This is a genomic window from Amycolatopsis suaedae (assembly GCF_004214935.1).
Taxonomy (GTDB): domain Bacteria; phylum Actinomycetota; class Actinomycetes; order Mycobacteriales; family Pseudonocardiaceae; genus Amycolatopsis; species Amycolatopsis suaedae.
In genome coordinates this window covers 43509-66345 of the sequence record NZ_SFCC01000004.1, presented here as the reverse complement: position 1 = coordinate 66345, position 22837 = coordinate 43509, and the positions used below count along the sequence as shown (strand labels likewise).

Genomic DNA, 22837 nt, shown 5'->3' with positions numbered 1-22837 from the left:
CTTGGAGGAGCCAATGACGGCACCCAGCCCGCGACGGGGCTTCGGCCGCAGGACCGCCCTCATGGGGGCACTGGGTGGCGCGGCCGGGCTGCTCGCCGCCTGCGGCGGCAGGCAGGACGCGGCCCGGATCGCCACCGACGATCGCTGGCGCCAGTTCGCAGGCACCACGCTGAACCTGATCTCCGAGAACACCGCGCCGACCGCGGCCATCGCCGCCAACCTGCGCCCGTTCACCGAGCTGACCGGCATCAACGTCAACATCGTGACCCTGGAGCTGTCGGCCATGGTCCAGAAGGTCGCGCTCGACCTCGCCGGCGGCGAGTCGCAGTACCACGTCATCTACGCCGACCCGTACCAGGTGCTCGCGCCCTACTCGAAGGGCCTCGTCGACCTGCGCGAACTCGCCGGCCAGCCGGATCTTCCCCCGCTGCAGGGCGGTTTCGCCGACTTCATCCCGACCCAGCTCGACGCCGCGGGCCGGTTCGCCGACGCCGACAAGATCTTCGCCCTGCCCTACGACTGCCCGACGATGATCTGGCAGTACCGCGCCGACCTGTTCGCCAAGCACGGTGCCCGGATGGCCGCCGACCTCGGCTTCGACCCGACGCCCGGCCCGCAGCGCACCTGGGAGGAGTACTACCGGATCGCGGCCTGGTTCAACGACAACACCGACGACGTCGCGTTCGGCACCGGCCAGCAGGCCAAGCAGCACGACTCGCTGATGTGCGACTTCTCCAACGTCCTGTGGGCCTTCGGCGGTGACTACTTCGCGGGCGGCGAGGCCGTCGGCCGCATCGGCACCGTCGATCCCGGCCCGTGCCAGCTGAGCAGCGACGCCGCGATCGCCGCCGCCGAGTTCTACCAGCGGCTGCTCGCGGTGGCCGACCCGTCGTCGAAGACCTGGGACTGGAACGGCCTCGCCCCGGCGCTGAGCTCCGGCCGTGTTGCCATGTGCGTCAACTGGCACGAGTACGCCGCGGCCAACGAGAAGGCCATACCTGGCGCGTTTGGTTACGCTCCGCTGCCGAAAGGGCCGGTTCGCTCCGCGAATCACTACGGCGGCTGCGGCATCGGCATCAGCGGCAACACCCTGCCTAACCAGCGCATGGCCGCCTGGCTGTTCGTCCTCTGGGCCACCTCGCCGCAAACGCAGCTGGACGGCCTGAAGTCCAGTGCCGGTGGCGGGACACCCACCCGGCAGTCCGTCTACGACCTGCCCGAGGTCAGACGCGCCGAACAGCGGCCGAGCGAGATGCCCAACATCCTCACCGCACCGGCCGTCCGCACCGCGTGGGAGCCGGCCAACATCGGACTGCGGCCCAAGATCCCCATGTGGAACGAGTGCGACACGGCCATCTACACCGAGCTGTCCAGGATGCTCGCCGGTGACTCGACCCCCGCCGAGGCCATGCGGGCCGCGACCACCCGGATCGACCGCATCGTCGCCAGGGGGTGGACGTCGTGATCAGGCGAATCGGCTTTAGCGGGCGAATGATGGCGCCCGGCCTGCTCCTGCTCGCCGCGCTGTCGTTCATCCCGCTATTCACCGTCATCGCGATGAGCTTTTCCCGGCTAAAGCTGCTCGGGGGCGTCGCGTTCGAGTGGGCGGGGCTGGAGTTCTGGGGACGGTTCTTCACCGACGTCGACATGGGTGTGCAGTGGCTGCGCACCATCGTCTTCTTCGTGCTGACCGTGGGCATGGAGATGCTGCTCGGCCTGGTGTTCGCGCTGTGCCTGTGGAAGCTGATCAAGGCCCGCAACGTCCTGCTCAGCCTGTTCCTGCTGCCGATGTTCGTCGCGCCGGTGATCGTCGGCCTGCTCGGCCGGTTCCTCACCGACTCGACGTTCGGCCTCTACGCCTGGCTGGGCAGGCTCGTCGGGTACGAGGACGACATCCTCGGCGGCGGCACCAGCGCGTTCCTCGCCGTGGCGGCGATGGACATCTGGCAGTGGACCCCGCTCATCACCCTGATCACACTGGCCGGGCTGACCTCCGTGCCGGCCAGCGTCCGCGAGGCCGCCGCCCTCGACGGCGCGACGGGCTGGAGCAACCTGCGGCACATCATCCTGCCGTCGATCTCGAACGTCCTGCTGGTCGCGCTGCTGATCCGCTCGATGGACGCCATCCGCTACTTCGACATCATCGCCGTCACCACCAACGGCGGACCGGCCGACGCCACGAAGGTCGTCCCGATCCGGTTGTACGAGACGGCGTTCCGGTTCTTCGACCTCGGCTACGCCGCCGTCATCGGCCTGGTGATGCTGGCCGTCTCCATCGTCATCGCGCGCACGTTCGTCCGCCTGCTGGACAAGAAGGGGCTGACCCGATGACGAAACACAGCATGCCCGTCGACCGCAGCCCCGCCCGCGCCCGCCTGGCCTACCGCCTCATCGTCGGCCTCGGTCTACTGTGGACGATTGTTCCGCTGGCCTGGATGGCGTTGTCGTCCTTCAAGAACGAAGCCGACGTCACCTCGCCCGACCCGACGTTGCTGTTCGAACCGACGCTGGACAACTACGCCGGCCTGTTCAGCGGCGCCAACAACCTCGCGCCATACATCCTGCACAGCGTCCTGGCAAGTGGCATCTCCTCGGTGCTGGCGGTTGCGCTCGGCGCGCTGGCAGGCTACGGCCTCGCCACCACCCGCATGCGCGGTAAGAAACACGTCGCGTTCTGGATCATCTCCACCCGGATGGCCCCGATCGCCGCCGTGGTGCTGCCCCTGTTCCTGCTGTTCCGCGGCGCCGGGCTGATCGACAGCATCCCCGGCCTCGTGCTGGCGTACCTGACGTTCAACCTGCCGTTCGCCATCTGGCTGATGAGCGCGTTCTTCGCCGAGGTCCCGCCGTCGGTCGAGGAGTCGGCGCTGGTCGCCGGGTGCAGCCGCTGGCAGGCGTTCCGGCACGTCGTGCTTCCGCTGACGAAATCCGGTCTGGTCACCACGTTCGTGCTGTGCCTGGTGTTCTCCTGGAACGACTACGCGTTCGCGCTGGTGTTCAGCGGCCCCGACTCGCAGACGCTGCCCATCGCGGCCGACCAGCTGGTCACCCAGACCGGCATCGACTGGGGCCAGCTCACGGCCATCGGCACCATAGTGGTGGTGCCGATGATCGCCGCCGGACTGGCCGTGCGGCGCTGGCTCGTTACTGGACTGACGTTGGGAGCGGTGACCGGAGAATGAGGATCCCCCAGACCATGAAGGTGTCCGTGCTGAACGGCGTGCACGACATCGTCACCGAGGAACGGCCGGTACCCGTGCCCGCGCCGGACGAGGTGCTGATCAAGGTCACCGCCGTGGGCACCTGCGGGTCGGACGTGCACTACTACGAACACGGCCGCATCGGCGACTTCGTCGTCCGCGAGCCGCTCGTGCTCGGGCACGAGCCCGCGGGCGTCGTCGTGGCCAGGGGAGCCGACGCGGACAGCCACGAGATCGGCCAGCGTGTCGCGCTCGAACCCGGCGTGCCGTGCTCAACCTGCACGCAGTGCACCATCGGCCAGTACAACCTCTGTCCGCAGATGCGGTTCTTCGGCACTCCGCCGATCGACGGCGCGTTCTGCCAGTACGTGACGCTGCGCGAGGACTTCGCCTACGCCGTCCCCGACGAGCTGTCCGACGAGGCCGCGGGTCTGCTGGAACCGCTGTCGGTCGGGGTGTGGGCCTGCCGCAAGGCGACGGTCGGCCCCGGCGCCCGGGTGCTGATCACCGGCGCCGGGCCGATCGGGCTGGTCGCCACCCAGGCCGCCCGCGCGTTCGGCGCCACCGAGGTCGTGGTCACCGACGTCAACGCCGAACGCCTCGCGGTCGCCGCCGAACTGGGCGCGACCGGCACCGTCGACGTGTCGGCCGAAGCCATCGCCGACACCGGTTTCGAACCCGACGTGCTGCTGGAGTGCTCGGGCGTGCCGGCCGCCATCGGACCGGCCATCCGCGCCGTCGGCAAGGCCGGGCGGGTGGTCCTGATCGGCATGGGCGGCGACGAGATCCCGCTGCCGCTGGCCCACGTGCAGGGCAACGAGCTGGAGGTCACCGGTACGTTCCGCTACGCCAACACCTGGCCGACCGCCATCGCGCTGGCCGCGGGCGGTGACGTCGACCTGGACCGCCTGGTCACCCACCGGTTCGGTCTGGACCAGGTGACCGACGCCCTCACCGTCGCCGCCCGCGATCCGAAGGTGATCAAGCCCGTCGTGCTGCCGCAGGTCTCCCGTGTCGCCTAGACCGTCCGACGCCGCCGTCGAACAGCGCCGCCAGGACGTGCTGCGCAAGGTGATCGAGCTGGGCGAGGTCCGCATCGACGACCTCACCGAGTCCTTCGGCGTGAGCCTGATGACCATGCACCGCGACCTCGACGACCTCGCCGCCCGCCGGCTGCTGCGCAAGCTGCGTGGCAAGGTCGCCGCGTACCCGGCGCTGACCATGGAGACCGCCAAGCGCTTCCGGGAGGGCCTGAACCTGCCCTACAAGGAGGCACTCTGCGAACGCGCCGCCGCCGAGGTCCACAGTGGCCAGACGGTCTTCCTCGACGACTCCACCACGCTGTTCCCGCTCGCGAACCGGCTGTCCAGAGTGGACCATCTCGTGGTCATCACCAACTCGCTGACGGTCGCGCGGATCGTCGGCGAGGGCCCCGCCGAGGGCACCGAGGTGATCCTGCTCGGCGGCCGCTACACGGAGTTCGACTCGTGCATCGGCCCCGACGTGCTGGCGGGTCTGGAGCGGATGCGGTCCGATGTCGGCTTCGTCTCGGTGACCGCCGTCGCCGGTGGCAGGCTGTACCACCCGGTACGCGACTACGCCGACCTGAAGACCGCGATGCTGGCCAGCGTGAACCGTCCGGTGCTGGTCGTCGACCACACCAAGTTCGGCCGCACGGCCACCTACGCACACGGCGACGCGGGCGACTTCGCCCTCGTCGTCACCGACGAGAAGACCCCGGCCGACGAGGTCGACGCCATGCGTGAGCTGGGAACGACAGTGGAAACCGTTGCGGTGAAAGAGGTGTGATCCGGTGCGTGCGGTAGTCATCGAGCAGCCAGGCGAGATCAAGGTATCCACTGTGGACGATCCGGCGCCGAGTCCCGGTCAGGTCGTCGTCGAGGTGTCGGCCTGCGGGATCTGCGGGACCGACATCCACATCATCGACGGCGAGTTCGCGCCGACGCCCTACCCGATCGTGCCCGGCCACGAGTTCGCCGGGACGGTGGTCGCGCTCGGCGCCGGGGTCGGGACGCTGGCGGAGGGCGACCTGGTCGCCGTCGACCCGTCGCTGTTCTGCGGCAAGTGCCACTTCTGCGCGATCGGCAAGGGAAACCTGTGCGAGAACTGGAACGCCATCGGCGTTACCACGAACGGCGCTTGCGCCGAGTACGCGCTGGCGCCGGCGGAGAACTGCTACCGGCTGCCCGAGGGTGTCGACGTGCGGCAGGCCGCGCTGATCGAGCCGCTGTCCTGCGCGGTGCGGGGCTTCGACCTGCTGCCGCGCCGGCTCGGTGAGCATTACCTGATCTACGGCGCCGGAACGATGGGCCTGCTCATGCAGCAACTGGCCCGCACCGCCGGCGCCGGGTCGGTCTCCGTGGTGGACCTCAACACCGACCGCCTGGCGACGTCGGCGAAGCTCGGCGCCGACGCCACCGCGACCAGCGCCGACGACCTGGACCGGCCGGCGGGCTGGGAGGTCGTGATCGACTGCACCGGGGTCGTCGCCGCCATCGAGGACGCGCTGACCCGGGTCCGCCGCGGTGGTACATACCAGCAGTTCGGTGTCGCGCCGGCAGAGGCGATGGCGTCGTTCTCGCCGTTCCGGCTGTACAACGACGAGATCACGATGGTCGGCAGCATGGCCGTGCTGCACAGCTACGGACGGGCGGTCGAGCTGATGGGACGAGGTGTCGTGGACGCCGACACGATGATCAGTCACGCCATGTCACTGAACAATTACCTGCAAGCAGTGGACATGTTTCGCGCAAGTACTGGACGAAAGCTGCAAGTACGGCCAGGCTCGTGACCATGGACACAACCACGCTCGTCGCCGGAGTCGACTCGTCGACCCAGTCGACCAAGATCGTGGTCTGTGACGCCGCCACCGGCAGGGTGGTCCGGCAGGCCCGCGCCGACCACCCGGACGGCACCGAGGTCGACCCGGAGCACTGGTGGGCGGCGTTCACCCGGGCGTCGTCCGGCCTGCTCGACGGTGTCGCGGCCATCGGAGTCGCCGGTCAGCAGCACGGCATGGTCACCCTCGACGAGAGCGGCGCGGTGGTGCGGCCCGCGTTGCTGTGGAACGACACCCGCTCGGCCGGGGCGGCCGAGGATCTCGTCGCCGACCTGGGCGGCCCCGCGGAGTGGGCGGACGCCACGGGGTCGGTGCCGGTCGCCAGCTTCACGGTCACCAAGCTGCGCTGGCTGGCCGACAACGAGCCCGAGGCGGCCGACCGGGTCGCCCGGGTACTGCTCCCGCACGACTGGCTGACCTGGCGGCTGCTCGGTTCCGGCGACCCGGTCACCGACCGCGGCGACGCCTCGGGAACCGGCTACTTCTCACCGGGTAAGAACGCCTACCGCGGCGACCTGCTGCGGCTGGCGATGCGTGGCCGCGAGCCCGCGCTGCCCGCCGTGCTCGGCCCGGCGGAGCCCGCGGGGCACACCGACGGCGGCATGCTGGTGTCCGCGGGCACGGGCGACAACATGGCCGCCGCGCTCGCGCTGGAGCTGGCCGAGGGCGACGTCGTCGTCTCGCTGGGCACCAGCGGCACGGTGTTCGGCGTCAGCGCCACGGCACCCGCCGACGCGAGCGGCGTGGTCGCCGGGTTCGCCGACGCCACCGGCCGGTTCCTGCCGCTGGCGTGCACGCTCAACGCGGCACGGGTGCTCACCGCGACCGCGGAGCTGCTCGGCGTCGACCTCGCTGGTCTGGACCAACTGGTCCAGACCGCTGAGCCGGGTGCGGCGGGGCTGACGCTGCTGCCCTATCTGGACGGCGAGCGCACCCCGAACCTGCCCGGCGCCACCGGTTCGCTGCTGGGCCTGCGCAGGGACAACCTGACTCCGGCCAACGTCGCACGCGCCGCCGTCGAAGGCATGCTGTGTGGTCTGGCGGCCGGTCTGGACGCCGTCCGCGATCACGGGATCACGCCGCGCAGGGTACTGCTGACCGGCGGCGCGGCGCAGTCCGCCGGGGTCAGGGCGGTCGCGCCGATCGTGTTCGGCGTGCCCGTCGTCGTGCCCGAACCCGCCGAATACGTGGCGATCGGCGCCGCGCGGCAGGCGGCGTGGGCACTGTCCGGCGGCCCGCGCCCACCAGTCTGGCAGACCCGGGGTGCTGAGAAAGTCTTGCCTCCTGACGAGTTGAACAGCAGAGTTGGGCAGGAGGTCCGGCAGCGGCACGACGCCGCACGCACTCGCGTGCATGCCGAGGAGTTGAGGAAGGACAGTTGATGGCGACTATCACCTACGAGAAGGCGTCCCGCCGCTACGACGGCGCGGACCGCCCCGCCGTGGATGGTCTGGACCTGGAGATCTCCGACGGAGAGTTCCTCGTCCTTGTCGGCCCCTCCGGTTGCGGCAAGTCGACCAGTCTGCGGATGCTCGCCGGCCTGGAGGACGTCGACGAGGGTTCGGTCTGGATCGGTGACCGCGACGTCACGCAGCTGCCCCCGCGCTCCCGCGACATCGCCATGGTCTTCCAGAACTACGCGCTGTACCCGCACATGACCGTCGCGCAGAACATGGGCTTCGCGCTGAAGATCGCGGGCAAGCCGAAGGCGGAGATCCAGAAGCGGGTCGCCGAGGCGGCCAAGCTCCTCGACATCGAGCAGTACCTCGACCGCAAGCCGAAGGCTCTGTCCGGCGGTCAGCGGCAGCGGGTCGCCATGGGCCGGGCCATCGTGCGGGAGCCGCAGGTGTTCCTGATGGACGAGCCGCTGTCCAATTTGGACGCGAAGCTGCGGGTGTCGACCCGTACCCAGATCGCGGCGCTGCAGCGGCGGCTCGGTGTCACCACCGTGTACGTCACGCACGACCAGGTCGAGGCCATGACCATGGGCGACCGGGTCGCCGTTCTGCTCGACGGCGTGCTCCAGCAGTGCGCCAGCCCTCGTGAGCTGTACGACCGGCCCGCCAACGTGTTCGTCGCCGGGTTCATCGGCTCGCCGGCCATGAACATCGCCACCGCGCGGCTGAGCGGCAACGACGCGATGTTCGGCGGCGCCACCGTCGCCCTGCCGCGCGACCTGGTGGCCAAGGCCGACGACGGTTCGGTCAAGGTCGGCTTCCGGCCCGAGTCGCTGGAGGTCGCCGAGGAGGGCGAGGGGACCATCGCGGTCAAGGCCGACCTGGTCGAGGAGCTGGGCTCGGACGCCTACTGCTACGGCAAGCTCGCCGGTGACGACCCGGAGGCGGGCACCACGGTCGTCGCCAGGGTCGACCCGCGCACCCCGCCCGCCATGGGCGAGACGCTGCACTTCCGGATCCGCCCGGACGAGCTGCACGTGTTCTCCGCCACCACCGGCGACCGGTTGTAGCGCCACCTGTGGGAAAATCGGCAGGTCATGAACGTCGACCTGCCGATTCGCGCTGAAACCGTCGTCGACCTGCGGGCCGTGCGGCACAACGTCGCGCTGCTCGCCGGGCGGGCCGCCGCGTCCGGGGCCGCGACGATGGTCGTGGTCAAGGCCGACGGCTACGGCCACGGTGCCCTGCCCGTCGCGCGGGCCGCACTGGACGCCGGTGCCACCTGGCTGGGTACCGCGTCCGTCCACGAGGCTCTCGCCCTGCGTGAGCAGGGGATCACCGCGCCGATCCTGTCCTGGTTGGACACTCCGGCAGCGGACTTCGCGGCCGGGGTCGCCGCCGGGGTGGACCTGTCGGTCAGCTCGCCCGGCGAGCTGGCCAGGGTGAGTGCCGCGGCGGCGTCGGCCGGGCGGGTGGCGCGGGTGCACCTGAAGATCGACACCGGTCTCGCCCGCAACGGCTGCCCGCCCGAGACGTGGCCACACCTGGTCAAGGCGGCCGCGGCCGAGCCGGGCGTGCAGGTCGTGGCCATGTGGTCGCACCTGGCCTGCGCCGACGAGCCGGGACACCCGTCGATCGACGCGCAGGCCGCGCGGTTCGCCGACGCGCACCGCGTCGCCCGCGAGGCCGGACTGGACCCGATGCGGCACCTGGCGAACTCGGCCGCCACGCTCACCCGGCCGGACCTGCACTTCGACCTCGTGCGGCCGGGTATCGCCGTCTACGGGCTGAACCCGGTGCCGCAGGCCGAGGATCTGCGCCCGGTGATGACGTTCCGGTCCTCGGTGGTGCTGACCAGGCGCGTTCCGGCCGGTGAGTCGGTGTCCTACGGCCACACCTGGACCGCGACCAGGGACACCACGCTGGCACTGGTGCCGGCCGGGTACGCCGACGGCGTTCCGCGGTCGCTGTCCGGGCGGATGTCGGTGTGGCTGGACGGCGCCCGCCGCCCGGTGGCCGGGCGGATCTGCATGGACCAGTTCGTCGTCGACTGCGGTGACCACGAACCCGACGTCGGCGCCGAGGTGGTGCTGTTCGGCGACGGCACGCTCGGCGAGCCGACGGCCCGCGAATGGGCCGACACGCTGGGCACCATCGACTACGAGATCGTCACCGGCATGTACCGGCCGCGCGTCGCCCGCCGGTACGTCGGGGGTACCCCGTGACCGAGCCACCGCAGGCAGGCTGGCGCCCGTCGCGGCGGCTGCTCGCGATCGCCGGCGGAGTGGGTGCCGTCGTCACCGGAACCGCGGCAGCGGCCATCGCGGTCGCCACCCAGCAGCGGCACAAGCGCGAGGACCCCTACGTCGACGAACCGCTGGGCAACCTGAAGGCCGACCGGGTGTCCACTGTGGCCGCCGACGACGGAACCCCGCTCGCGGTGTCCGAAGTGGACCCGGCCGGTGGTGGCAAGCCGGCGCTCACCGTCGTCGGCGTGCACGGGTTCGCGTTGTCCCAGCGATGTTTCCACTTCCAGCGGCGCGACCTGGCGGCGCTGCGGCTGCCCCGGGTGCGGCAGGTGTACTTCGACCACCGCGGCCACGGACTGTCCGGTGCCGCGTCGAAGGAGACCAGCACGATCGAGCAGCTGGCCGAGGACACCCACGCCGTGGTGCGGGCGGTCGCGCCGGACGGGCCGATCGTCCTCATCGGACACTCCATGGGTGGCATGGTGATCATGGAGCTGGCGCAGCGGCACCCGGAGCTGTTCGCCGACCGCGTTCCCGGTGTCGCGTTGATCGCCACGGCCGCGGGCGAGGTCGGCGCGCGGGGGCTGCCGCGCAGCCTGCTGTCGAAGTACAACCCGCTGACCCGCGGGGTGGGGGAACTGGCCGAGTGGCAGCCGGGCCTGGTCGAGTTCGTCCGTGCCGCCGGTGGGCAGCTGACCCGGCAGGCGGTGCGGCGGCTGGCGTTCGGCAACCGCGACGTGAGCCCCCGCATCGTGGACTTCATGCTGGAGATGCTGGAGGTCACGCCGGTGTCCGGGCTGGTCAACTTCGTCGACACGCTGGGCAGCCACAACCGGTACGCGGCGCTGGCCGGGCTCAAGCACGCGCAGGTGCTGGTCGTCGGCGGTGACACCGACCGGATCACGCCGCTGTCGCACGCCGAGCGGATCGCCGCCGAGCTTCCCGACGCCGAGTTCCTGCGGGTGCGCGGCGCCGGTCACATGGTGCAGCTTGAGCAGCCGGAGCTGGTCAACAGTCACCTGATCGATTTATTGCAACGGTGCGCCGGCGTGGACGGTGACACCTCGTCCCGACGACGCTGGCGGTGGTTCACCCGATGACGTTGCTGCTGTCCACCCCCGAGGAGACCGTCGAGTTCGGCAGGCGGCTCGGCACGCTGCTGCGGGCGGGCGACCTGGTGTTGCTCGCCGGTCCGCTCGGGGCCGGTAAGACCGTGCTGACCAGGGGGATCGCGGCCGGGCTCGGCGTGTCCGGGCGGGTCAGCTCGCCGACGTTCGTGCTGGCGCGGACGCACCCGGCCGGGGAGCGTGGTGTACCGCTGGTGCACGTCGACGCGTACCGGCTGGGCGGCGACCTGGCGCAGCTGGACGACCTGGACCTGGACACCGACCTGGAGGCGGCGGCCGTCGTCGTCGAGTGGGGCGAGGGCAGCGCCGAGCGGCTGTCGCCGGATCACCTGGTCGTGCGGCTGGACCGGCGGGAGGACGACGTGCGGGAGGTCCGGCTGGAGCCGCACGGTTCGTGGGTTTCGCGGGTTCAGGAAATCCAGTCGGCATCGGGCCGTTCGGGTGGTTAGCCTGCGGCCGTGAGGCGAGACGCGCAGGTTCTGATCTTCGACGCCGACGACACGCTCTGGGAGAACAACATCCTGTTCGAGCGGGTCATCGACGACTTCCTGGACTGGATGGCCGACCCCACGCTGGGCCGCGCCGGGGTGCGGGCGATCCTGGACGACATCGAGCGCGCCAACGCGGTCACGCACGGTTACGGCAGCGTGATGTTCCTGCGGAGCCTGCGTGACTGTGTCGAGCGGCTGCGGAACCGGCCTGCCAACGCGGAGGAGATCGCGCGGCTGGACCAGCTGGCGGCGGCGCTGATCACCGACCGGCCGGAGCTGATCCCCGGCGTCGCCGAGACGCTGGCCGAGCTGGCCGCGCGGCACCGGCTGCTGGTGCTGACCAAGGGGGCGGTGGACGAGCAGCGGCGCAAGCTGGCGGCGTCCGGCCTGGAGGTCCACTTCGGCGGGGTGCACATCGTCGCGGAGAAGCACGTGGAGGTGTACCGGGATCTGGCCGCCTCGTTGGACCTGCCGCTTGCGTCGACGTGGATGATCGGCAACTCGCCGAAGTCGGACATCCTGCCGGCGCGGGCGGCCGGGCTGGGGGCGGTGTTCATCCCGAACGCCAACACCTGGGTGCTGGAGTCGGACGAGCTGGACGCCGGCGACACCGGGGTGCTGACGCTGGCGAAGTTCCCCGAGCTGCTGGAGCACTTCTGATGAACGGTCCGTCGGTGTCGGTGGTGTTCGTGTGCCACGACGGTGCCGGCCGGGTGCTGCTGGCGCGGCGGGCGGCCGGGGCGCGGGACGAGCCGGGGACGTGGGACTGCGGCGCCGGGGCGCTGGAGTTCGGGGAGACGTTCGAGGCGGCCGTCGCGCGCGAGGTGCGGGAGGAGTACCGCGCCGAGGCGCTCGAGGTGGAGACCGCCGGGGTGCGCAACGTGCTGCGGCCGGGGTCGCACTGGGTGGCGGTGGTGTTCCGGGTCCGGGTGGACCCGGCCGCCGTCGCCATCGGGGAGCCGCACAAGTTCGACCGCCTGGACTGGTTCACCCCCGACGCCCTCCCCACGCCGCAGCACTCCCAGCTGGCCCCCACGCTGGCTTTAGCGCGCTAAAGACGCCTCCCGCCGGGTCCTGACCCCGCCCCGGACCGGCTTTAGCCCGCTAAAGACGGCTCCGGGGGGTGGGCGGTGGGGTAGTGGGTGACCTGCTCGTAGGCGTGGGCCAGGCGCAGGACGGCCTGGTCGGCGCGGGGCGGACCGATCAGCTGGACGCCCATCGGCAGCCCGCGGGCGTCGAAGCCGGCGGGCATGCCGAGTGCCGGGACACCGGCCAGCGACCAGGGCGCGACCGTCTCCATCCACCGGTGGTAGGTGTCCATCGCACGGCCGCCGACCTCCCTCGGCCAGGTCAGCTCGACGTCGAACGGGAACACCTGCGCGCTCGGCGCCAGCACGAAGTCGTAGCGTTCGAACAGCTCGAGCACCGCCGCGTACCAGGCGTCGCGCTCGGCCACGGCCAGCGTCAGCTCGTCGACCGTCAGCTCCCGGCCCCGGTCCAGCTCCCAGCGAAGCTCCGGCTTGAGCTGGTCCACCTGCGCCGCGGTCAGCGACCCCAGCTTGCTGACGGCGTTCCACGCCCGCCACGCCAGCACCGACCGCCACACGCGTTCGGGTGCGAAGTCCGGCAGGGCGTCCTCGACGACGCAGCCCAGCCCGGCGAGCACGTCACACGCCCGGCGGCAGACGTCCAGCACGCCCGGTTCGGTCGCCAGATAACCGCGCCAGTCGCCCACCCACGCCACCCGTGTGCCGCGAACGTCCCGCTCGCCGGTCTCCGCGGGCGCGGACTCCAGCGACAGCGGATCCTCCAGGGCCGGCCCGGCCAGCACGCCGAGGAACGCCGCGACGTCGGCCACCGTCCGGCCCATCGGCCCGGCCGTGCTCAGTTGCGGCAACCAGCCCGGCGACGGGACCCGGCCCGCCGACGGCCGCAGTCCGAGCACGTTGCAGAACGCGGCCGGGTTACGCAGCGACCCGAGGTAGTCCGACCCGTCGGCCACCGGCAGCAGCCGCAGCGCGACGGCGGCCGCCGCGCCGCCGCTGCTGCCGCCCGCGGTCCGGGAAAGGTCGTACGGGTTGCGGGTCACGCCGTACACCGGGTTGTAGGTGTGCGAGCCGAAGCCGAACTCCGGCACGTTGGTCTTGCCGATGACGATCGCGCCGGCGTCGCGCATCCGCCGGACGAACAGGTCGTCGGCCTCGGCTACCTGGTCGGCGAACACCGGCGAGCCGTGGGTGAGCGGGAACCCCGCCGCCGCGGCGAGGTCCTTGACCGCCAGTGGAAAGCCGTGCATCCAGCCGCGGTAGCGGCCGTCGCGCAGCTCGTCGTCCCGTTCGCGGGCCTGGGCCAGCAGAACGGACCGCTCGCGCAACGCGACGATGGCGTTGACGGCGGGGTTGTACGCCTCGATCCGGTCGAGGTAGGCCGTCATCACCTCGGCACAGGACACCTCGCGGCCACGGATCAGCCGGGCCAGCTCCGTGGCGTCGACATCGACGATCCCGCTCACACGATCCCCTCCGCGACACCGAGTTCCACCACGTCCCACGGCCGCAGCCGCAGCCGGTCTGCCACCGACGGCACGTCGGCCGGGTCGAGCTTCAGGATCGCGGCGACGGCCTCCGGCGAGGTCACCGAGAAGTAGCTGTCCGCCGTCATCCAGGTCCGTCCCGGGGCGGCGAACGCGAGCGCGCCGCCGGACCCGCCCTCTCCGATCACCAGGCTGGTCACCGGCACCCGCGCGGCCGCGATCGCGCCGAACAGCTGCCCGATCGCGGGGCCGATGCCGGCCCGCTCGGCGGCCGCGTCGTTGGCCGCGCCCGGCGTGTCCACCAGGGTCAGCACCGGGATCCCCAGCCGGTCGGCGAGCCCGACCAGGCGCGCCGCGGTGCGGAACCCGGCGGCCGTCGTGGGAGTGCCGCACTGCGCGGCGAACGCCACCGTCGCCCCCTCCCGGGTGCCGAACCCGCACAGCACGCCGTCGTCGACGCCACCACAACGGTCGCCGCTGACCAGGCGGTACGAGTCGAGGTAGGCGTCCAGGTAGGCCCTCGCCCTCGGCCGGTCCGGAGCACGGGCGGCCTGTACCGAGGCCCAGCCGGAAACCGGCTTTAGCCCGCTAAAGCCGCCGGGCGGCGGGACGTGGGCGGCGGGAGTGGTCAGCAGGGTCAGCCAGTGGGCCAGCACCGACGGCAGGTCGGCCTCGGTGACCAGCTCGTCGGCCGATCCGCAGGCCACCTGGGCGGCGGCGGTGTAGGCCGAGTGGTCGCCGTGCGGGCGCACCCGCGACCCGGCGAACCCGACCTGCGCGCCCTCCAGTGCGACGACCACGTCACCACCCGAACCGAGCGTGGCCCAGCCGCCGCCGGTCGTCGGGTTCCGCAGCACCGACAGCTGCGCCAGCCCGGCCGCCCGGTGCCGCGTGCTCGCCCCGGCGATCCGCTGCAGCTGCGACAGCGCCCGCATGCCCTCCTGCATCCGGCTCCCGCCGGTCGCCACCAGGGACACCACCGGCAACCGCCGCCGGACGGCCTCGTCGAACGCCGCCTCGATCCGCGCACCGGTCCGGCCGCCGACCGATCCGCCGAGGAAGCCGAACTCGAACGCCACCAGCATCGCGGCCGTCCCGCCGACCGTGCCGGTGCCACACAGGACAGACTCGGTCTCACCGGTCGCCCGGACGGCCCGTTCGCGCGACTCGGGGTAGCCCGGCCAGCCGATCGGATCGTCCGGTGCGGAGTCGTCGGGCAGGCCGGCGAAGTCCGCGGCCAGGCCGGTCAGCAGGCTCCGCGCGGACTCACCCACCGAGTGCTCGCTTCATCACCTTGCCCATGTCGTTGCGGGGCAGGGCGTCCAGGAACCGGACCACCCGGGGCCGCTTGTGCGGTGACAGCAGCCCGGCGACGTGGTCGGCCAGCTCCCGCTCCTCGGGCAGCGGCGCCCCGGCCGCCGGCACCACCCAGGCGACGATGCGTTCGCCCAGGTCGGGGTCGGGTTCGCCGGTTACCGCCACCTCGGCGACGCCGGGGTGGTCCAGCAGCGCGTTCTCGATCTCGCCGGCGCCGATCTTGTACCCGCCGCTCTTGATCAGGTCGGTGGCCTTGCGCCCGACGATGCGGACGTAACCGTCGGCGTCGCGGGTGGCCACGTCGCCGGTCCGGAACCAGCTTTCGCCCGCTAAAGCCGCCGCGGTGGCGTCGGGGCGGTTGAGGTACTCGGTGAACAGGTTGGGGCCGCGGACCTGGATCTCGCCCACCGCGTCGGGGCCCTCGACGGGCTCACCGTCGTCGCCCACCAGACGCAACTCGACGCCCGGCAGCGGCACGCCGACCGTGCCCGGCCTGCGTTCGCCGTCGGCCCGGACGCTGGTGTTCATCAGGGTCTCGGTCATGCCGTACCGCTCCACCACCTGCTGGCCGGTGGCCGCGGAGATGCGCTGGTGGTCGTGGACGGGCAGCGCCGCCGAACCGGACACCAGCAGCCGTGCCCGGCCCAGCGCGGACGCCAGCTCCGGGTCGCCGCCGTCGAGCCGTTCGGCGATGCGGTGGTACATGGTGGGGACGCCGAACATCATCGTCGCGCCGCCGTTCAGCTCGGCGGCCAGTGCGCCGGTGTCGAACCGGCCGAGGTGACGCAGGGTGCCGCCGCGGCGCAGCGGGCCGAGCACTCCCAGGATCAGGCCGTGCACGTGGAACAGCGGCAGGCCGTGCACCAGCACGTCCTCGCCGGTCCATTGCCAGGCGTCCTCCAGTGCGTCCAAAGTGGACGAGATGGCACGACGGGGGAGCACGACGCCCTTGGGCGGGCCGGTGGTGCCCGAGGTGTAGACGATCAGCGCGGGCGCCTCGGGGTCCGGCTCCGGCAGCGGCTCGGCCGGGCCGCGGGTCAGGTCGACGTCGAGCCGCGGCACCGTGGCCAGCGCGGCAGGCACCTCGGTACCCGCCGCGGCGAGCAGCAGCGCGGGCTCGCTGTCGGACAGGATGTGCTCCAGTTCACGGGCGCCGACCTTCGGGTTCAGCGGCACGGCCGGGACACCGGCGAGCAGCGCCGCGACGACCGCCACGCACGTCTCCAGTTCCGCCGCCGCCCACACCGCCACCCGGGCGCCCCGGGGAAGCTCCCTGGCCAGCCGGCCGGCCACCTCGGCGAGCCCGGCGTAGTCAAGGGACCGTTCGCCGAAGCGGATGGCCTCTTTGTCCGGCGGCGCGGCGAGCGCGGGGAACAGTCGTTCGGGCACCAGTTACCTCCTCGGGTTCCGGTCAGCCCCAGCCGGGGACGACCAGGGCCAGCCAGACGGCGACGGGGACGACGGCCACCATGATGCCGCCGTAGACCATGAGCTGCCGGAAGAACGTGTCGCGGTCCACGTCCTTGGCGTTGGCGAGCACGAGCGCGCCGTTGGTGGAGAACGGGCTGACGTCGACGACCGTCGCGGCGACCGCGAGCGCCGCGATCATGCCGACCGGCCCGACCGTGCCCTGCGCGAGGAACGGGACGGCCAGCGGGATGAGCGCGCCCATGATGCCCACCGAGGACGCGAACGCCGACACGATCGCGCCGATGTAGCACAGCAGCAGCGCGGCGAGCAGCGGAACGCCGACGCCGGTGACCGCGTTGCCCGCGTAGTCGATGGTGCCCATCTCCTGCAGCACGCCGACGTAGGTCAGCACACCGCAGATCAGCAGCACCGTCGGCCAGGTGACCTCGCCGACCGCTGCCCGGCCGGTGTCCGGCCAGACGACGCTGAGCAGCACGGCGAGCGTGATGGCGGTGAGCCCGACGTCCAGGTCGAACACCAGCGCGGCGACCACCAGCACCACGAGCGCGGCCAGCACCGCCACCCGCGGTGCGGTCAGCCGGGGCACCTCGGCCTGCTCGGCGTCGGTGTGCGCGGTGGTGCGGCTCAGCCGCAGCCCGCCGAGCACGACGAACAGGATCGCGGCGATCACCAGGTTGACGCCGAGGCTGGCCAGGAACAGCACCAGCTCGTTGCCAGCCAGGTGCTCGCGGTCGACGATGCTGTTGACCGTCGATCCGTAGATGCTGATCGGGGAGAACCCGCCGGCCTGCGCGCCGTGCACCACCATGGCGCCCATCAGCAGCGGCTTGATGTCGTAGCGGGCGGCGAACCCCAGCGCGAGCGGGGCGACGATGGCGACCGCGGCGGGACTGACCGCGCCGATCGCCGTGAGCACCCCGGTCACCCCGAACATCACCCACGGGATGAGCGCGACCCGGCCGCGGACCAGCCGGATCGACGCGTGGACCAGCCACTCGGTGGTCCCGGTCGCCCTGGCGATGGCGAACAGGTAGGTGACGCCCACCAGCACGACGAACAGGTCGCCGGGGAACCCTTCGAAGATCCCTTTCGCGTCCATCCCGGCCACCAGCGTCCCGACACCGAACGCCCCGGCGAACGCCAGCACGCCCATGTTGATCGACCGGGTGGTGGCGAGCACGAAGATCACCACGAGAACGAGGATCGAGATCAGCTCGGCCGACATGGGCGGCTCCCGTCGTTGGTTGCCCCGGCAGTGGACTACTGGCCTAGTGGATGAGTGGATCAGTGGACTAGTGGCTGAGTGGCTAGTCCACTTTGCGGGCCGGTGTGACGTGTGTCAACCCTGTTAGTCTCGACCGGTGTCCGACGCACTGCGCCCCGTGGCCCGGCCCCGGCTGTACGAGCAGGTTGTCGAGCGAATCCGCGAGTACGTCGCCGACAGTGGCCTCGAGGTGGGCGACAAGTTGCCCGCCGAACGTGACCTGGCCCAGCGGCTCGGGGTGAGCCGGGCGTCGGTCAAGCAGGCGATCGTGGTGCTGGACGTCCAGGGCATCGTCGAGGTCCGCCACGGCGGCGGCACCTACCTGGCCAGCGCCAGCCTGGACGCCGAGCCGGTCGAACAGCTCGTGGAGCGCCGTCGCAGGCTGCCCGACGTGCTGGAGGCCCGCGAGGCGGTGGAGACCAAGCTCGCCGAGCTGGCCGCGCAGCGCCGCACCCGCGAGGACCTGCGTGCCATGGAGGCGGCGCTGGAGCACATGGCCGAGGAGGTCGCCACCGGCGGGCACGGCGAGGAAGGGGACCGCCGGTTCCACGCCGCGATCACCGCCGCCGCACGCAACCCGCTGCTGGCCGAGTTCATGACCTCGATCGCCACGCAGATCGCTGAGAGCCGCGCCGAGTCGCTGCACCAGCCCGGCAGGCCTAGCCGCTCACTGGCCCAGCACCACAGCATCCTGGAGGCCATCCTGCGCGGTGACCCCAGGGCGGCGTCCGCGGCCATGCGCCGTCACCTGCGCACCGTCGCCAAGGTGCGGCTGCTCTCGTGGGATCCGGAGAACCCGGAGGAGTAGCCCGCACGCCGGGTCGTAGGCTGGACAACCGTGCTGGTCCTGGCTCTAGACACCTCGACTCCCGCGGTCACCGCGGGGGTGGTCACCGTGTCCGCCGACGGCGTCACCGTGCTCGCCGAGCGGGTGACGATCGACGCGCGGGCCCACGGTGAGCTGCTCACCCCGCACCTGCTGGCCGCCACCGAGTCGGCCGGGGTGACGCTGCGCGAGCTCGACGCGCTGGTGTGCGGCGTCGGCCCCGGGCCGTTCACCGGCCTGCGTGCCGGAATGGCGACGGCCGCCGCGCTCGGGCACAGCCTCGGCATCCCGGTCCACCCGGTGTGCAGCCTGGACGCCATCGCCGCCGAGGTCACCGCCGGCGAGCCGTTCCTGGTGGTCACCGACGCCCGCCGCCGCGAGGTCTACTGGGCCGCCTACGACGCAGGCGGCACGCGGACCCGCGGCCCCGAGGTGTCGCCGCCCGCCGACGTCGACGACCCCGCCCGCGTCGCCGCCGGGCAGCAGGCACCGGCCGTCGGCCGCACGGTCGCCGAGCCCGCCTACCCGACTCCGGCCGGCCTGGCCCGCGCCGCTGCCGGCCGGCTCCTGTCCGGCGCGACGCCGGACCTGCTCACCCCGCTCTACCTGCGCAGGCCCGACGCCGTCGAGCCGGGCGCCCCGAAACGGGTGACCACGCCGTGACCGAGCAGGTCGAGCTGAAACCCTTGCGGCACCGCGACATCCGCCGCTGCGTGGAGATCGAGAAGGTGCTCTTCCCCGGCGACAGCCCGTGGAGCGCGGCGGCGTTCCGTGCCGAACTGGACTCCGGCGCCTACTACGTCGGCGCGTTCACCATGTCCGGTCTCGTCGGCTACGCCGGGCTCGCTGTCGTGGGCAGGCCGGGTGAGTACGAGGCCAGCCTGCACACCATCGGCGTCGACCCGCGCCACCAGGGCAACGGCATCGGCACGTTGCTGCTGGAGGCGATCCTGGACCGGGCCGACGAGCTACGCGCGCCGGTCTTCCTGGAGGTCCGCACGGACAACGCGGTCGCGCTGGCGCTGTACGAGAAGTACGGCTTCAGCAAGCTCGGCGTACGCCGCCGTTACTACCAACCCTCCGGTGCCGACGCCTACACCATGGGCAGGCCACCGGTCGCCGTCGCCGGGGAGGCCGCCCGATGAGCCGCATCGTGCTGGGTATCGAGAGTTCCTGCGACGAGACCGGCGTCGGCCTCGTCCGCCTGGCCGACGACGGCACCGTCGAGCTGCTGGCCGACGAGGTCGCCTCCAGCGTCGAGCAGCACGCCCGCTTCGGCGGTGTCGTGCCCGAGGTAGCCAGCCGCGCGCACCTGGAGGCCATGGTCCCGACGGCCGAGCGGGCGTTCGCCAAGGCCGGGCTGACGCTGTCCGATGTGGACGCCATCGCGGTCACCGCCGGCCCTGGCCTGGCGGGGGCGCTGCTGGTCGGCGTCGCGGCTGCCAAGGCCTACGCCGCGGCGCTGGACGTGCCGCTGTACGGCGTAAACCACCTCGCCGGGCACATCGCCGTGGACACCCTGCAGCACGGCCCGCTGCCCAAGCCGTGCCTGGCGCTGCTGGTGTCCGGCGGGCACTCGCAGCTGCTGCGGGTGGACGACGTCGCGTCCGGAATCGTCGAACTCGGGTCCACTGTGGACGACGCGGCCGGTGAGGCGTACGACAAGGTGGCCCGGCTGCTCGGCCTGCCCTACCCCGGTGGCCCGCCGATCGACAAGGCGGCGGCCGACGGTAACCCGGAGGCCATCGCGTTCCCGCGCGGCATGACCGGGCCGAGGGATGCCAAGTTCGACTTCTCCTTCTCCGGCCTCAAGACCGCCGTCGCCCGCTGGGTGGAGGGCGCGCGCCGGCGTGGCGAGGAGATCCCGGTCGCCGACGTCGCCGCCTCGTTCCAGGAGGCCGTCGCCGACGTGCTGACCGCCAAGGCCGTCCGCGCCGCCACCGAGTCCGGGATCGGCACGCTGGTCATCTCCGGCGGTGTCGCGGCCAACTCGCGGCTGTCGGCACTGGCCGCCCAGCGTTGTGCCGAGGCCGGTATCGAGCTGCGTGTGCCCCGGCCCCGGCTGTGCACCGACAACGGCGCGATGATCGCCGCGCTCGGTGCCCACGTGGTGGCGGCGGGCCGCAAACCGTCCGGTTTGGACATCTCGGCGAACCCGGCGCTACCCGTGGACACGATCGTCGTCTAGGGAGCGAACGACGGTATTACCCGCACGTCGTCGGCGTTGACGAACGCCACCCGGTGCCCGAACTGCACCTGCAGGTACCGGGTCTTGCCCTTGATCACCCGGTGGTTCGCCGGGTCGAACGTGGTCGCCGAGAAGTACTCCGAGCCGGTGGACAGCCCCGCGGCGTAGCGCTGGCCCGCCGGCAGTGTGTACTGCAGCGGCACGATGTCCTGCGGCTTGATCTCCGGCGGGTAGGCCGCTGCCTCCGGGTAGGCCCTGCCGTACACCGGCACCGACGCCTTGCCCGGCTTCGGCGTGACCACCATGCCGCGCGCGGGCTTGGCGGTCGCGCCGCCGGGGTTGTGGAACCAGCCCTTCTGGCCCAGGTACCACACGGCCGTCCAGTCACCGCGAACCTCGGCGACGGCGTACTGCTGCCCGGTGTCGACACGGCTGCCGATGTCGGAGACGTGCATGGTCGACGGTGAACCGTCCGGCCGCAGCCCGATGTCGGCCAGCAGCGGCGCGTCCGGCCGCGGCTCGGATCGCAGGATCACCGACGTCGACCCGCGCGATGGGCACAGCGGCACGCCCTGCTCGCAGCCGGTGAACGTCGGCCGGTTGGTGGCGAAGTCCGGCGAGATCGTCACCATGCCGGTGTTCGGCCGCGACGGCGGCTCCTCCGCACGGCCGAGCGGGGCGCCGAGCAGGTCGAAGTAGTGCGCCCAGTCCCAGTACGGGCCCGGGTCCCAGTGCATGTTCTTGACGGTCGGCGGCGTGGTGCCGGGCACGTTGTCGTGGCCGAGGATGTGCTGGCGGTCCAGCGGGATGCGGTACTTCGCCGCGAGATGCCGCACCAGCTTCGCCGACGTGCGGTACATCGCCTCGGTGTACCAGGTGCCCTTGGCCGCGAAGCCCTCGTGCTCCAGCCCGATCGACTTCGAGTTGACGTACCAGTTGCCCGCGTGCCACGCGACGTCCTTGGTCGGCACGTGCTGCGCGATGTGCCCGTCGGCGGAGCGCAGCGTGTAGTGCCAGCTGACATAGGTCGGGTCCTGGACGAGCTTCAGCACGCCGTCCCAGTAGCCCTCGGTGTCGTGGATGATGATGTAGTCGATCTTCTGGTCCCGCGGCCGGTTGGCCTTGTCGTGGTTGCCGTACTCGTTGTCCGGCAACTGCTGGTACGGCGCGGGAATCCACTCGCAGGAGATCCCCGAGGGGCACTCGACCGGGCCGGTGCCGGTGTCGCGCAGGCCCAGCCGGGCAAGCTGGTCCCGTCGCGGCGCGACGGGCGTCGGCGCGAGCCGCACCCGCATGCCGTCGTCGGTGACGCGGTCCGCGCCGGTGCCGATGGTGGCGAACACCTCGTCGGCGAACGCGGCGGCCGCAGCGGTGTCGGTGGCGCCGCTGTACCGTGCCACCGCGCCGTACCAGGCGGCCGGGTCCGAACCGCTCCCGCCCAGATCCCGCTGGTAGCGAGCCAGCAACGCGGCCCCGCCGCGGATGTTCTGCGCCGGGTCGGCGCGCAGTGCCGCGGTATCCGTGCCGGTCAGCCGGGCCGCCTCGTCCAGCGTCTGCAGGTTCGGCACGTCCGGCGGCGCGGCTGGGGCCTCGGGCCGCAGGGGTTTGCGGGCGTCGTCGCCACGCGGGTCCTCGGCGCCCTCGTCGTGATGGCTTCCGGAACCCGCCGTGCGCAGGTCGGTCAGGTGCATCGGCCCGTAACCCGCCGCCGTGCTCGGGGTCGCGCCGTTGACGTCCCAGCGCGACTGCAGGTACGACACGCCGAGCAGGACCGGCTCCGGGACGCCGAACTCCCGCGCCGCCTCGGCGAACGCGCGTTGCCGGTCGGACGTCTCGGCGACGGCTGGTGCCTGGACCAGCCCTGCCGCGGCGAGCGCGGCGGCGAGCAGAACCACGGGACGACGGGCCATGTGACCTACCCCCAGGGATGTCGGCAGGGTTGTGGACTCCTACC

22 protein-coding genes are annotated in these 22837 nt (G+C 72.0%); 17 read left to right on the top strand and 5 right to left on the bottom strand.

Annotated elements, in window-relative coordinates:
* Window positions 1–13: 13 nt before the first annotated feature.
* The 13 genes from EWH70_RS08715 to EWH70_RS08655 are packed head-to-tail and all read left to right on the top strand — an operon-like array spanning window position 14 to window position 12379.
* A complete protein-coding gene (locus EWH70_RS08715; RefSeq protein WP_130474789.1) occupies window positions 14–1465 on the top strand; it encodes an extracellular solute-binding protein in 1452 nt (483 codons plus the stop codon).
* Complete coding sequence (locus EWH70_RS08710; RefSeq protein WP_240686882.1) at window positions 1462–2331, top strand: carbohydrate ABC transporter permease; 870 nt, start codon at window positions 1462–1464, stop codon at window positions 2329–2331. Before EWH70_RS08715 ends, EWH70_RS08710 begins: the two co-directional genes overlap by 4 nt.
* A complete protein-coding gene (locus EWH70_RS08705) occupies window positions 2328–3182 on the top strand; it encodes a carbohydrate ABC transporter permease (RefSeq protein WP_130474788.1) in 855 nt (284 codons plus the stop codon). The genes EWH70_RS08710 and EWH70_RS08705 overlap by 4 nt, the downstream gene beginning before the upstream one ends.
* Window positions 3179–4222, top strand: coding sequence for an NAD(P)-dependent alcohol dehydrogenase (locus EWH70_RS08700; protein ID WP_205669070.1), 1044 nt, complete (start codon window positions 3179–3181; stop codon window positions 4220–4222). The genes EWH70_RS08705 and EWH70_RS08700 overlap by 4 nt, the downstream gene beginning before the upstream one ends.
* Window positions 4212–5009, top strand: coding sequence for a DeoR/GlpR family DNA-binding transcription regulator (locus EWH70_RS08695; RefSeq protein ID WP_130474787.1), 798 nt, complete (start codon window positions 4212–4214; stop codon window positions 5007–5009). Before EWH70_RS08700 ends, EWH70_RS08695 begins: the two co-directional genes overlap by 11 nt.
* A 4-nt stretch (window positions 5010–5013) precedes the next feature.
* Window positions 5014–6012: a zinc-dependent alcohol dehydrogenase family protein gene (locus EWH70_RS08690; RefSeq protein WP_130474786.1), complete on the top strand. Its 999-nt coding sequence runs from the start codon at window positions 5014–5016 to the stop codon at window positions 6010–6012.
* Window positions 6013–6014: 2 nt separating this feature from the next.
* The gene (gene xylB / locus EWH70_RS08685; RefSeq protein WP_130474785.1) at window positions 6015–7442 is read left to right on the top strand and encodes a xylulokinase; all 1428 of its coding nucleotides are present in this window, start codon (window positions 6015–6017) and stop codon (window positions 7440–7442) included.
* Window positions 7442–8527 (top strand): ABC transporter ATP-binding protein, encoded by a 1086-nt coding sequence (locus tag EWH70_RS08680; protein ID WP_130474784.1) that lies wholly within the window; start codon window positions 7442–7444, stop codon window positions 8525–8527. The genes xylB and EWH70_RS08680 overlap by 1 nt, the downstream gene beginning before the upstream one ends.
* A 27-nt stretch (window positions 8528–8554) precedes the next feature.
* Window positions 8555–9682, top strand: coding sequence for an alanine racemase (alr, locus tag EWH70_RS08675; RefSeq protein ID WP_130474783.1), 1128 nt, complete (start codon window positions 8555–8557; stop codon window positions 9680–9682).
* Between the two features lie 38 nt (window positions 9683–9720).
* Complete coding sequence (locus EWH70_RS08670) at window positions 9721–10806, top strand: alpha/beta fold hydrolase (RefSeq protein ID WP_130475148.1); 1086 nt, start codon at window positions 9721–9723, stop codon at window positions 10804–10806.
* Window positions 10803–11282: a tRNA (adenosine(37)-N6)-threonylcarbamoyltransferase complex ATPase subunit type 1 TsaE gene (gene tsaE, locus EWH70_RS08665; protein ID WP_165436209.1), complete on the top strand. Its 480-nt coding sequence runs from the start codon at window positions 10803–10805 to the stop codon at window positions 11280–11282. Before EWH70_RS08670 ends, tsaE begins: the two co-directional genes overlap by 4 nt.
* A 9-nt stretch (window positions 11283–11291) precedes the next feature.
* Entirely contained in the window at window positions 11292–11984 is a 693-nt protein-coding gene (locus tag EWH70_RS08660) for an HAD family hydrolase (RefSeq protein WP_130474781.1), read from the top strand.
* Complete coding sequence (locus tag EWH70_RS08655) at window positions 11984–12379, top strand: NUDIX domain-containing protein (RefSeq protein WP_130474780.1); 396 nt, start codon at window positions 11984–11986, stop codon at window positions 12377–12379. The genes EWH70_RS08660 and EWH70_RS08655 overlap by 1 nt, the downstream gene beginning before the upstream one ends.
* Before the next feature lie 41 nt (window positions 12380–12420).
* On the opposite strand, the gene EWH70_RS08650 is transcribed toward EWH70_RS08655, so the two are convergent.
* From EWH70_RS08650 to EWH70_RS08635, 4 genes are read right to left on the bottom strand one after another with little or no spacing between them, the layout of a single operon-like run.
* Window positions 12421–13836: an amidase gene (locus EWH70_RS08650; protein WP_240686881.1), complete on the bottom strand. Its 1416-nt coding sequence runs from the start codon at window positions 13834–13836 to the stop codon at window positions 12421–12423.
* Window positions 13833–15131: a carboxyl transferase domain-containing protein gene (locus EWH70_RS08645; protein WP_130474778.1), complete on the bottom strand. Its 1299-nt coding sequence runs from the start codon at window positions 15129–15131 to the stop codon at window positions 13833–13835. Before EWH70_RS08645 ends, EWH70_RS08650 begins: the two co-directional genes overlap by 4 nt.
* A complete protein-coding gene (locus tag EWH70_RS08640) occupies window positions 15124–16563 on the bottom strand; it encodes an acyl-CoA synthetase (protein WP_130474777.1) in 1440 nt (479 codons plus the stop codon). Before EWH70_RS08640 ends, EWH70_RS08645 begins: the two co-directional genes overlap by 8 nt.
* 22 nt (window positions 16564–16585) lie before the next feature.
* The gene (locus EWH70_RS08635) at window positions 16586–17830 is read right to left on the bottom strand and encodes an SLC13 family permease (RefSeq protein ID WP_130474776.1); all 1245 of its coding nucleotides are present in this window, start codon (window positions 17828–17830) and stop codon (window positions 16586–16588) included.
* A 136-nt stretch (window positions 17831–17966) separates the two neighbouring features.
* Between EWH70_RS08635 and EWH70_RS08630 the strand changes: the two genes are divergently transcribed.
* The 4 genes from EWH70_RS08630 to tsaD are packed head-to-tail and all read left to right on the top strand — an operon-like array spanning window position 17967 to window position 20883.
* Window positions 17967–18677 (top strand): FadR/GntR family transcriptional regulator, encoded by a 711-nt coding sequence (locus EWH70_RS08630; RefSeq protein WP_130474775.1) that lies wholly within the window; start codon window positions 17967–17969, stop codon window positions 18675–18677.
* Window positions 18678–18707: 30 nt separating this feature from the next.
* A complete protein-coding gene (tsaB, locus tag EWH70_RS08625; RefSeq protein WP_130474774.1) occupies window positions 18708–19358 on the top strand; it encodes a tRNA (adenosine(37)-N6)-threonylcarbamoyltransferase complex dimerization subunit type 1 TsaB in 651 nt (216 codons plus the stop codon).
* A complete protein-coding gene (gene rimI, locus EWH70_RS08620; protein WP_130474773.1) occupies window positions 19355–19840 on the top strand; it encodes a ribosomal protein S18-alanine N-acetyltransferase in 486 nt (161 codons plus the stop codon). Before tsaB ends, rimI begins: the two co-directional genes overlap by 4 nt.
* On the top strand, window positions 19837–20883 hold the full coding sequence (tsaD, locus tag EWH70_RS08615; protein ID WP_130474772.1) for a tRNA (adenosine(37)-N6)-threonylcarbamoyltransferase complex transferase subunit TsaD: 1047 nt from the start codon (window positions 19837–19839) through the stop codon (window positions 20881–20883). The genes rimI and tsaD overlap by 4 nt, the downstream gene beginning before the upstream one ends.
* Here tsaD and EWH70_RS08610 read toward each other — a convergent pair.
* Window positions 20880–22793: an N-acetylmuramoyl-L-alanine amidase gene (locus EWH70_RS08610; RefSeq protein ID WP_130474771.1), complete on the bottom strand. Its 1914-nt coding sequence runs from the start codon at window positions 22791–22793 to the stop codon at window positions 20880–20882. The genes tsaD and EWH70_RS08610 overlap by 4 nt on opposite strands.
* Between the last annotated feature and the right edge of the window lie 44 nt (window positions 22794–22837).

Coding starts and splice junctions, on each gene's coding strand:
- tsaD (WP_130474772.1), top strand. CDS start 19,837: ATGAGCCGCATCGTGCTGGGTATCGAGAGTTCCTGCGACGAGACCGGC.
- EWH70_RS08655 (WP_130474780.1), top strand. CDS start 11,984: ATGAACGGTCCGTCGGTGTCGGTGGTGTTCGTGTGCCACGACGGTGCC.
- EWH70_RS08680 (WP_130474784.1), top strand. CDS start 7,442: ATGGCGACTATCACCTACGAGAAGGCGTCCCGCCGCTACGACGGCGCG.
- tsaE (WP_165436209.1), top strand. CDS start 10,803: ATGACGTTGCTGCTGTCCACCCCCGAGGAGACCGTCGAGTTCGGCAGG.
- EWH70_RS08705 (WP_130474788.1), top strand. CDS start 2,328: ATGACGAAACACAGCATGCCCGTCGACCGCAGCCCCGCCCGCGCCCGC.
- EWH70_RS08610 (WP_130474771.1), bottom strand. CDS start 22,793: ATGGCCCGTCGTCCCGTGGTTCTGCTCGCCGCCGCGCTCGCCGCGGCA.
- EWH70_RS08715 (WP_130474789.1), top strand. CDS start 14: ATGACGGCACCCAGCCCGCGACGGGGCTTCGGCCGCAGGACCGCCCTC.
- xylB (WP_130474785.1), top strand. CDS start 6,015: ATGGACACAACCACGCTCGTCGCCGGAGTCGACTCGTCGACCCAGTCG.
- EWH70_RS08635 (WP_130474776.1), bottom strand. CDS start 17,830: ATGTCGGCCGAGCTGATCTCGATCCTCGTTCTCGTGGTGATCTTCGTG.
- EWH70_RS08700 (WP_205669070.1), top strand. CDS start 3,179: ATGAGGATCCCCCAGACCATGAAGGTGTCCGTGCTGAACGGCGTGCAC.
- alr (WP_130474783.1), top strand. CDS start 8,555: ATGAACGTCGACCTGCCGATTCGCGCTGAAACCGTCGTCGACCTGCGG.